This is a genomic window from Vibrio sp. Isolate32 (genome assembly GCF_022397955.1).
Classification (GTDB): Bacteria; Pseudomonadota; Gammaproteobacteria; order Enterobacterales; family Vibrionaceae; genus Vibrio.
Genome location: NZ_JAKEUQ010000020.1, coordinates 84,616 through 94,931 on the forward strand (window position 1 = coordinate 84,616; position 10,316 = coordinate 94,931).

7 protein-coding genes and 2 rRNA genes are annotated in these 10,316 nt (G+C 45.4%); 5 read left to right on the forward strand and 4 right to left on the reverse strand.

Annotated elements, in window-relative coordinates:
• Window positions 1–47 precede the first annotated feature (47 nt).
• Window positions 48–1,259: an MFS transporter gene (locus tag L1D11_RS15380; protein ID WP_239831951.1), complete on the reverse strand. Its 1,212-nt coding sequence runs from the start codon at window positions 1,257–1,259 to the stop codon at window positions 48–50.
• Between the two features lie 15 nt (window positions 1,260–1,274).
• Window positions 1,275–1,502 carry a hypothetical protein gene (locus tag L1D11_RS15385; protein WP_239831952.1) on the reverse strand — a complete coding sequence of 76 codons (228 nt, stop codon included), beginning with the start codon at window positions 1,500–1,502 and terminating at the stop codon, window positions 1,275–1,277.
• Window positions 1,503–1,898: 396 nt separating this feature from the next.
• On the opposite strand from L1D11_RS15385, the gene L1D11_RS15390 reads away from it, so the two are divergent.
• The gene (locus L1D11_RS15390; RefSeq protein WP_239831953.1) at window positions 1,899–2,513 is read left to right on the forward strand and encodes a YitT family protein; all 615 of its coding nucleotides are present in this window, start codon (window positions 1,899–1,901) and stop codon (window positions 2,511–2,513) included.
• A 210-nt stretch (window positions 2,514–2,723) separates the two neighbouring features.
• Here the strand turns inward: L1D11_RS15390 and L1D11_RS15395 are convergent, their stop codons facing one another.
• Window positions 2,724–3,020, reverse strand: a complete 297-nt coding sequence (locus tag L1D11_RS15395; RefSeq protein WP_004733042.1) for a metalloregulator ArsR/SmtB family transcription factor — start codon at window positions 3,018–3,020, stop codon at window positions 2,724–2,726.
• A gap of 233 nt (window positions 3,021–3,253) precedes the next feature.
• Between L1D11_RS15395 and L1D11_RS15400 the strand changes: the two genes are divergently transcribed.
• Complete coding sequence (locus tag L1D11_RS15400; protein ID WP_239831954.1) at window positions 3,254–4,255, forward strand: permease; 1,002 nt, start codon at window positions 3,254–3,256, stop codon at window positions 4,253–4,255.
• Window positions 4,256–4,357: 102 nt separating this feature from the next.
• Here L1D11_RS15400 and trmY read toward each other — a convergent pair whose 3' ends face one another.
• Window positions 4,358–4,957, reverse strand: coding sequence for a tRNA (pseudouridine(54)-N(1))-methyltransferase TrmY (gene trmY / locus L1D11_RS15405; RefSeq protein ID WP_239831955.1), 600 nt, complete (start codon window positions 4,955–4,957; stop codon window positions 4,358–4,360).
• 256 nt (window positions 4,958–5,213) lie between these two features.
• Between trmY and L1D11_RS15410 the strand changes: the two genes are divergently transcribed.
• The 3 genes from L1D11_RS15410 to L1D11_RS15420 form a co-directional block, all read left to right on the forward strand.
• Window positions 5,214–5,738: a DUF3087 family protein gene (locus tag L1D11_RS15410; RefSeq protein WP_239831956.1), complete on the forward strand. Its 525-nt coding sequence runs from the start codon at window positions 5,214–5,216 to the stop codon at window positions 5,736–5,738.
• A 588-nt stretch (window positions 5,739–6,326) separates the two neighbouring features.
• Window positions 6,327–8,139: ribosomal RNA gene (locus L1D11_RS15415) — 16S ribosomal RNA — on the forward strand.
• A 192-nt stretch (window positions 8,140–8,331) separates the two neighbouring features.
• Window positions 8,332–10,316, forward strand: a 23S ribosomal RNA gene (locus L1D11_RS15420); the annotation flags it as partial.

A 10,316-nucleotide genomic window follows, 5' to 3' on the forward strand; every position in this document is an offset into this window, starting at 1 on the left:
TGGAATGACTTGTTGTTTACGCTAGTGGGGGGAGTCAGCATAAAACGTTAAACCATTGCCAATTTCACTTGCTCGATGGGTTTGTCATTGATGGGTAAATGGATAAGCGCTGCGGCAAATGCCAATACTACCGTTGACCACCAGATTGGCTCGTAAGAACCGTAATAATCGTAAATACGACCACCAACCCAGGCGCCTAAGAAGCTACCCACTTGGTGAGTAAAGAACACCAAACCGTACAAAGTAGATAGATAACGTGCACCAAAGATCTGATGAACTAAGCCAGAAGTTAGCGGAACCGTACCCAACCAACAGAAGCCAATTGCCGCACCGAAGATAGCCGCGGTTGACTCAGTTACAGGTAGAGTGACAAACGCACCGATAACCACAGTACGCACTAAGTACAGTGCAGACATAACGTGGCGTTTGCTGAACTTGTCGCCCATCACACCCCAGAAGTAAGATCCGAAGATGTTGAAGATGCCAACGTAAGCCAGTGCCATCGCAGCGCTGCTCGCTGGTAGGTCTTTGTCTGCTAAGTAGCTTGGTAAGTGTGTCGCGATAAACATTACGTGGAAGCCACATACAAAGAAGCCTGCGTGAATCAACCAGTAACCTTTGTGAGCAAACGCTTCAGATAATGCTTCTTTCAGTGTTTGGTTCTTTTCAGCCTGCGCTTGTTTGTTTGAGGCTGCTTTTGGCGCTCGCATGAACAGCGCAAAAGAGATCATCAAACAACAAAGTAGGCCAAACATTTGCATCGCACTCTGCCAATCAAACTCGTTCAGCATGTATTGTGCGCCTGGAATGACCGCGAACATACCAAATGAACCTGCAGCCGTGGTTAAGCCAAACGCTTTAGCCGCGTGCTCTGCTGGTACAACTTTAGCGACTGCACCAAGTACGATCACATAACTTGTCGCACTTAATCCAAGGCCAACGAGAGCACCCAGTGAAACGCAAAGCATACTCGATTCGGTAGAAATTGAGGTAAGAAGTAAACCCAAACCGTAAGCACACGCACCAGCGATAATGATGCGCCTTGCTCCCCATTTGTCAGCGGCCATACCAACAAAAGGTTGGAACACGCCAAACAATAGGTTTTGCAGCGCAATCGCGAAGCTGAAAAACTCGCGACCTGTGCCGAAATGCTCTGAAATTGGCATCATGAAAATGCCGAATGATTGTCTGATTCCTAGACTGATAATAAGTGTGCCTATCCCAAACCATACCAGTAAAGGAAAACGGAAAATGCTCATTCTAATACTCTTAAATTAATGGTGGTGATGTGAATGGTCTTGCGATGACACATGTTGGTCAGTCATCTCATGGTGGTGTTCGTGCCCAGAATGCTCATGGGCTAATTGCTGGTGGCACCCACTGCTTACGGCATGCTGAGCAAAGAGATCAATCAATGGTTGACTGTGATGTACAATAACCAAACTAATGACGAGAAATAGCGTCATTCTGGCAAGTTGGGCAAAAAGAGATTGTGAAAACATACGGTGTTTACATGCGCTCAATGTTGTAAGAAGCCACGCATCATAGTGATGAGTAAGTTATGTATCAAATGACAGTTTGTGATGTAGTCTATGCGTTTTATGCATAGATTATTACTGGGTTAGAATCGGGACAAGATGTATTCAATAAATGACAAAACTCGAAGCTCGTTGGTTATTAGATAGAAGTATGTATTTAAGAATCGATGTCCAAATCCATAGTTGTAAATATCTGTTTAATTGGGGTTTTCACAAATCTGTAAAAACTAATGTACAAACTAATCACTAAGTAACATTACGCGTTCGCTCGACTTATCTGTTAAACATCGTAAGTTTGGGCGTAAATCGTTTCAACATGACTGAAACACGATGTTAAATGATTCAGGGAGAGTCATTCACATGGATAAAGATCATAACCTTCGCGAAAACTTACTGGCACTGATCTTAGGTAGCGCACTGGTTTCACTCGGCGTTATCTTTTTCAATCAAGTCGGTTTGCTCACCGGAGGCACGGCTGGTCTAGCAATCTTCATTACCAAGGTAACAGACCTAAGCTTTGGCCAAGTGTTCTTCGCGCTCAACTTACCTTTCTATATTTTGTCGGTTGCACGTATGGGCTGGCGTTTTACCATCAATACCTTTATTGCCGTTTCGATTGTTTCGTTTGCCGTAGATCACTTGTATCACGTGATTCAAATTGCCGAAATCCATGCATTGTATGCAGCTTTGCTTGGTAGTGGCTTGATTGGTACCGGCATGTTAGTGATTTTCCGTCATAAGATGAGCTTAGGCGGCTTCAACATTCTGGCGCTGTTCTTACAAGAACGTTTTGGTATTCGAGCGGGTAAAGTTCAGATGGCACTGGATTGCACGATTGTTGTGCTTTCTCTGTTCATTGTTGATGTGTCACTGGTTCTTCTGTCTGTACTTGGTGCGATAGTTACCAACTTGATTCTAGCAATGAATCATAAGCCAGGGCGCTATCAACCCGTGGTAAAAGCGGAAGCAGCGTAGCTAAGTTCGCGCAAGCACTAGGTTCGCTTAAGCAAAGTGATTTACAGATTATGAGAACAACAAAGCCAGCATTAATTGCTGGCTTTGTTGTATTTAAATCACAGATTCAATGTACTGGATAGCATCGAACGCAAGTAGTTTCTAGCTTGAGATATAAATGAATAATATTGGATTACTGATGTGTAGCCCATTATTGTGTTCAAAGATGCATTAATTGCACTGTTCATTCACGCAACACTCGTCTTGTAAGAAATCAATCACGCCTTCCAAGCACTCATACTCTGCCACGCAGAACAGAGTTCTTCCTTCTCGTCTTTGGCTGATCAGGCCCGCAGACGCCAAGCTTGAAATGTGGTGAGACAAGGTAGAACCAGGAATGCCTAGCTCTTCTTGTAGGCCGCCAACTGCAATGCCTTGATAGCCAGCTTTAACGACACTCTTATAAATGGTTAGGCGAATAGGGTGGCCTAACTCTTTAAGTGCTTTTGCTACGACTTCTAAGTTCATATTAACTCCTTAAGATTTAATTTCGATAATAGTCGAAATGAGTGTCGAATTCAAATCTAAAAACAGTGAATACGTAAGTTATTGAAAGTCTTTCGGTTTAAAAATCATTTCGATTTTTATCGAAATAAAACTTGATCTGCAACCATTTATTTCTATAATTCGAGAATGTTCGAAATGAAGGGTCGGGTACTTTCCTCATAGAGTTCGACCTTCAATCCTGTTTGGAGTTAATTATGAGCAATGAAATGTTAACAATGCTAAAAGACGCGCTGGATATGTTCGCTTTCTTAGCAGTAGAACTCATCATCCTTTTCTTGGCAATTAGCTACATAGTTGGGATTCTTCAAGAGTTCCTTACGCCCGAGAAGATTCAATCTATCTTGAGCTCACGTAACGGTAAGGGCTATGTGATTGCAGCACTATTGGGAGCGATTACACCTTTCTGTTCATGTTCGACGATTCCTTTCCTAAAAGGTTTGCTGCGTGCACGAGCGGGTTTTGGTCCAATGATGGTGTTCCTATTTGGTAGTCCACTATTGAACCCAGTGATCATTGGTTTGTTCGTGATTACCTTCGGATGGCAAGTGGCAGCGTTCTACTTCTTAGTCGCAATGACGGTATCAGTAGTAGCAGGTTACACACTGGAGAAACTAGGCTTTGAGCGTTACGTAAAAGCAGAAGCTTATGAATCAACAGGTTCATCTTCAAGCTGTGGTACCAGTTGTGGTGATTCTGATCCTAAGAAAGCAGAACCGAAAATAGAAGTATCATGCTGCTCGGCTGACGGTACAGAGACAGCAACAGTGGTTGAGGAGAAAGAACCTAGTCGCTGGGTAAGAATTTGGTTCTCAACTTGGAAAGACTTCAAACAAGTGTTCCCTTACTTGATGATGGGTATCGCAATTGGTTCATTGATCTATGGCTACATTCCAACTGACCTGATTGCTGAATATGCAGGTGAAGGCAAGTGGTACGCAATTCCAATCGCAGCTGTAATTGGTATTCCACTGTATATACGTGCTGAAGCTGTGATTCCACTGAGTGCAGCCTTAGTGCAAAAAGGTATGGCCTTGGGGTCAGTAATGGCATTGATCATTGGTAGTGCGGGCGCAAGTTTGACGGAAGTTATCCTACTTAAGTCAATCTTCAAGAACCAAATGATCGCAGCATTCCTATTCGTTATCTTAAGCATGGCGATGGGTGCAGGCTTCCTATACAGCTTTATCTTTGGTTAATCAGGCTTGCTTCTGAGATAAGACCGCAGATACCAAGAGATAGACTATTAAAAGAGCTCACTTAGTTGAGCTCTTTTTGCGTTGAGACTATTAGTTCGGAGATTAGAAACCGCGAATGTCTAGTTCATTATTGATCAACACAACACACTGAGAAGCAAACAGCATATTCGGGCCTAAGCTGATTTTTTCTGTCCCTAAGCGCTTTAAGCTGTTGTAGCTTTTCTTCGGCATAGGGATATGGTCAGTTAGAAGGAAACATGGGTTTTCAGCAATCTCTGTATCACGGATAAAGTCGCCTTTCTTATCCATCATGTATAGCTGGTGGTCTTCTGCTAGCTCTTTAACCAACTTCTCAAAACTCATAGTACGAACAGTGATGCCTGGTTCAACCTGACATGTCTGCTCTTTAGTCATACCTTGAGAAGCGTCAACCGCTCTTACTACCGATGACAACAGTGCAGACTCATGGAAACCACCAATGTTGGTGATCTCGTTTGAATCGAATGTAATTGTACGTGAAAAGTCTTTAGTACTTTCTAATACAAGGTGTACGGTGACATTCTCGCGGTGAGACTGGGCAACGAAGATCGTGTTCATCAGAGTATGAGCCAGAATCTCAGTATGAGCATCTTGCCCAACGCCTTCTAAGATAAGTTTGCTCTCTGTAGGGGCTGCGCGAGCGCGTAATACAAATGAACGCATAGAATGTACCTTGTCAGAATGTGATAAAGCGAAACAAGCTTTAGCAACATGAATTGTTGAATAACCAAAATTGTGGCGGTATGTAACTCTTTTCTATTAATGAAGTCAAATAGAGTTGCTTATAGCGCTAACTTGAGGAACTCAACGTATTAAATAGAGAATGACCACATTACAAGATGGTATAGGTTGAAGCGACCGATTGTTTACATAGATAGTATGCGCAAATTATTAGGTGACTTGCAGAAGGAAGTAGTCGATGAAATTACAGAAAATAGATAAAGAAGAATACAGAAAGAAGATGAACTTATTGTTGGTTGCTTTAGTTGGATCACTTGCAGTGTTTGCAATCGCATTCGGTACCATCCTGATTGACTTATTTGGCACAACAAATTCAATTGCTGGTGAATCAACGGGCAATTTCCATTTAAACGTGCTTGGAGTGCTCTTGTCTGTAGCGGTAAACGCTTTTATTACGAGTCGTGTAAAAGGACATGAATACTTCAAGGAAGCAGTGTACGTGTGGAACCTTAAACAAACCCATAATCAAATCTATCGAAAGCTAAAACGAATTCAACCGAAAGCTGATCAAGGCGACCAAGATGCGTTGGTCATTCTTTACTTCTACTACACCACACAAAAACAAGTATACGAACTAGATAACAACACATTGACGATAACGACGGTGCAGCATTCTCTGGATAACATCGTAGAGTTTAGTAAAAAATGGGGTATAGAGTTAGATATAGAAACCTTTTCGAGAGATTTAATCACAAAGTTTTGAGGAATATACCTGTTATTGTATGAGATTTGAGCGACAAAAGAGTCTTTTGACGTAAAAGTAAACACTTAAACAAGTTTTTTGAGTTTTTATCAAAAAAGGGGTTGCCATGTTTTCGATGATCTCTATAATGCCGCCTCACTGACAAGGCAGACGCCACAAGGCTTCAGCGGTGATCAGTAAGACGGGAAGTTCGAAAGAAATTAGTTTTAAAAAGTGTTTGACACTTAAGATTAAATCGTTAGAATTCACGTCCGCTTTCAATGCTTATTTTGTAAAAAGAAAGTTTCGATAAGCAAAGCTCTTTAACAATTTAAACCTATCAATCTGTGTGGGCACTCGTTGATGAATATCAAAACGTTATTACTTAGGTAATGACAGTTACTTCGGTAACAAAATGATTTCAATGAACTGAGTGACCAATACGAATAATTACTATTCTTAATAGAGAGGGGTTATTTGGCACAGTCAATTCATTATCATTCTGTTCCTATTTATTTAAGAAGAGAGGGGTAATAGCTTTAGAATTACATGTWCATTTTCGAATGAATATTAGTTTTGAAGTCAGTATTCGTTGAGTCACAAAATCTTAAATTGAAGAGTTTGATCATGGCTCAGATTGAACGCTGGCGGCAGGCCTAACACATGCAAGTCGAGCGGAAACGAGTTATCTGAACCTTYGGGGGACGATAACGGCGTCGAGCGGCGGACGGGTGAGTAATGCCTAGGAAATTGCCTTGATGTGGGGGATAACCATTGGAAACGATGGCTAATACCGCATAATGCCTACGGGCCAAAGAGGGGGACCTTCGGGCCTCTCGCGTCAAGATATGCCTAGGTGGGATTAGCTAGTTGGTGAGGTAATGGCTCACCAAGGCGACGATCCCTAGCTGGTCTGAGAGGATGATCAGCCACACTGGAACTGAGACACGGTCCAGACTCCTACGGGAGGCAGCAGTGGGGAATATTGCACAATGGGCGCAAGCCTGATGCAGCCATGCCGCGTGTATGAAGAAGGCCTTCGGGTTGTAAAGTAAATTGCCTTGATGTGGGGGATAACCATTGGAAACGATGGCTAATACCGCATAATGCCTACGGGTCAAAGAGGGGGACCTTCGGGCCTCTCGCGTCAAGATATGCCTAGGTGGGATTAGCTAGTTGGTGAGGTAATGGCTCACCAAGGCGACGATCCCTAGCTGGTCTGAGAGGATGATCAGCCACACTGGAACTGAGACACGGTCCAGACTCCTACGGGAGGCAGCAGTGGGGAATATTGCACAATGGGCGCAAGCCTGATGCAGCCATGCCGCGTGTATGAAGAAGGCCTTCGGGTTCTCTTGACGTTAGCAACAGAAGAAGCACCGGCTAACTCCGTGCCAGCAGCCGCGGTAATACGGAGGGTGCGAGCGTTAATCGGAATTACTGGGCGTAAAGCGCATGCAGGTGGTTCATTAAGTCAGATGTGAAAGCCCGGGGCTCAACCTCGGAACTGCATTTGAAACTGGTGAACTAGAGTACTGTAGAGGGGGGTAGAATTTCAGGTGTAGCGGTGAAATGCGTAGAGATCTGAAGGAATACCAGTGGCGAAGGCGGCCCCCTGGACAGATACTGACACTCAGATGCGAAAGCGTGGGGAGCAAACAGGATTAGATACCCTGGTAGTCCACGCCGTAAACGATGTCTACTTGGAGGTTGTGGCCTTGAGCCGTGGCTTTCGGAGCTAACGCGTTAAGTAGACCGCCTGGGGAGTACGGTCGCAAGATTAAAACTCAAATGAATTGACGGGGGCCCGCACAAGCGGTGGAGCATGTGGTTTAATTCGATGCAACGCGAAGAACCTTACCTACTCTTGACATCCAGAGAAGCCAGCGGAGACGCAGGTGTGCCTTCGGGAGCTCTGAGACAGGTGCTGCATGGCTGTCGTCAGCTCGTGTTGTGAAATGTTGGGTTAAGTCCCGCAACGAGCGCAACCCTTATCCTTGTTTGCCAGCGAGTAATGTCGGGAACTCCAGGGAGACTGCCGGTGATAAACCGGAGGAAGGTGGGGACGACGTCAAGTCATCATGGCCCTTACGAGTAGGGCTACACACGTGCTACAATGGCGCATACAGAGGGCRGCGAACTTGCGAGAGTGAGCGAATCCCAAAAAGTGCGTCGTAGTCCGGATTGGAGTCTGCAACTCGACTCCATGAAGTCGGAATCGCTAGTAATCGTAGATCAGAATGCTACGGTGAATACGTTCCCGGGCCTTGTACACACCGCCCGTCACACCATGGGAGTGGGCTGCAAAAGAAGTGGGTAGTTTAACCTTTCGGGGAGGACGCTCACCACTTTGTGGTTCATGACTGGGGTGAAGTCGTAACAAGGTAGCCCTAGGGGAACCTGGGGCTGGATCACCTCCTTATACGAAGATATTCACGATAAGTGTCCACACAGATTGATAATCAAACTGAGTTTGATTCACAATTGAGTCCGGCAAACAGTCATTAAGAATTAACCCTTCTTGATGACAACCAAAAACCTTGGTTAGTTGCCATACGTTTATTTGTCTTCACTTTTTAAAGTGAAAGCAAATAGAAACCCTTTCGGGTTGTATGGTTAAGTGACTAAGCGTACACGGTGGATGCCTTGGCAGTCAGAGGCGATGAAAGGCGTAATAACTTGCGATAAGCCCAGATTAGGTAGTAATAACCTTTTGAGTCTGGGATTCCTGAATGGGGAAACCCACTTACATAAGTAAGTATCTTGTTGTGAATACATAGCAACARGAGGCAAACCGGGGGAACTGAAACATCTAAGTACCCCGAGGAAGAGAAATCAACCGAGATTCCGAAAGTAGCGGCGAGCGAAATTGGATTAGCCCTTAAGCTTTTAATGAGACAGAYGAAGGCTCTGGAAAGTGCCGCAATAAAGGGTGATAGCCCCGTARTCGACATCTCATCATCAGTGAAAACGAGTAGGGCGGGACACGTGATATCCTGTCTGAATATGGGGGGACCATCCTCCAAGGCTAAATACTACTGACTGACCGATAGTGAACCAGTACCGTGAGGGAAAGGCGAAAAGAACCCCTGTGAGGGGAGTGAAATAGAACCTGAAACCGTGTACGTACAAGCAGTAGGAGCACCTTCGTGGATCAGTGAAAACGAGTAGGGCGGGACACGTGATATCCTGTCTGAATATGGGGGGACCATCCTCCAAGGCTAAATACTACTGACTGACCGATAGTGAACCAGTACCGTGAGGGAAAGGCGAAAAGAACCCCTGTGAGGGGAGTGAAATAGAACCTGAAACCGTGTACGTACAAGCAGTAGGAGCACCTTCGTGGTGTGACTGCGTACCTTTTGTATAATGGGTCAGCGACTTAATTTTAGTAGCAAGGTTAACCGTTTAGGGGAGCCGTAGGGAAACCGAGTCTTAACTGGGCGTACAGTTGCTAGGATTAGACCCGAAACCAGGTGATCTAGCCATGGGCAGGTTGAAGGTTGAGTAACATCAACTGGAGGACCGAACCGACTAATGTTGAAAAATTAGCGGATGACTTGTGGCTAGGGGTGAAAGGCCAATCAAACCTGGAGATAGCTGGTTCTCCCCGAAAGCTATTTAGGTAGCGCCTCGGACGAATACTACTGGGGGTAGAGCACTGTTAAGGCTAGGGGGTCATCCCGACTTACCAACCCTTTGCAAACTCCGAATACCAGTAAGTACTATCCGGGAGACACACGGCGGGTGCTAACGTCCGTCGTGGAGAGGGAAACAACCCAGACCGCCAGCTAAGGTCCCAAAGTATAGCTAAGTGGGAAACGATGTGGGAAGGCTCAGACAGCCAGGATGTTGGCTTAGAAGCAGCCAYCATTTAAAGAAAGCGTAATAGCTCACTGGTCGAGTCGGCCTGCGCGGAAGATGTAACGGGGCTAAGCTATACACCGAAGCTGCGGCTACGCACTTATGTGCGTGGGGTAGGGGAGCGTTCTGTAAGCCGTTGAAGGTGGTCTGTAAGGGCTGCTGGAGGTATCAGAAGTGCGAATGCTGACATGAGTAACGATAAAGGGAGTGAAAAACTCCCTCGCCGGAAGACCAAGGGTTCCTGTCCAACGTTAATCGGGGCAGGGTAAGTCGACCCCTAAGGCGAGGCCGAAAGGCGTAGTCGATGGGAAACGGGTTAATATTCCCGTACTTCTTACAATTGCGATGGGGGGACGGAGAAGGCTAGGTGGGCCTGGCGACGGTTGTCCAGGTTCAAGTACGTAGGCGGAAGAGTTAGGTAAATCCGGCTCTTTATTAACGCTGAGATACGATGTCGAGCTACTACGGTAGTGAAGTCATTGATGCCATGCTTCCAGGAAAAGCCTCTAAGCTTCAGATTGTAAGGAATCGTACCCCAAACCGACACAGGTGGTCGGGTAGAGAATACCAAGGCGCTTGAGAGAACTCGGGTGAAGGAACTAGGCAAAATGGTACCGTAACTTCGGGAGAAGGTACGCTCTTATCAGTGAAGTCCCTTGCGGATGGAGCAGACGAGAGTCGCAGATACCAGGTGGCTGCAACTGTTTATTAAAAACACAGCACTGTGCAAAATCG

Coding starts and splice junctions, on each gene's coding strand:
- L1D11_RS15400 (WP_239831954.1), top strand. CDS start 3,254: ATGAGCAATGAAATGTTAACAATGCTAAAAGACGCGCTGGATATGTTC.
- L1D11_RS15380 (WP_239831951.1), bottom strand. CDS start 1,259: ATGAGCATTTTCCGTTTTCCTTTACTGGTATGGTTTGGGATAGGCACA.
- trmY (WP_239831955.1), bottom strand. CDS start 4,957: ATGCGTTCATTTGTATTACGCGCTCGCGCAGCCCCTACAGAGAGCAAA.
- L1D11_RS15385 (WP_239831952.1), bottom strand. CDS start 1,502: ATGTTTTCACAATCTCTTTTTGCCCAACTTGCCAGAATGACGCTATTT.
- L1D11_RS15410 (WP_239831956.1), top strand. CDS start 5,214: ATGAAATTACAGAAAATAGATAAAGAAGAATACAGAAAGAAGATGAAC.
- L1D11_RS15390 (WP_239831953.1), top strand. CDS start 1,899: ATGGATAAAGATCATAACCTTCGCGAAAACTTACTGGCACTGATCTTA.
- L1D11_RS15395 (WP_004733042.1), bottom strand. CDS start 3,020: ATGAACTTAGAAGTCGTAGCAAAAGCACTTAAAGAGTTAGGCCACCCT.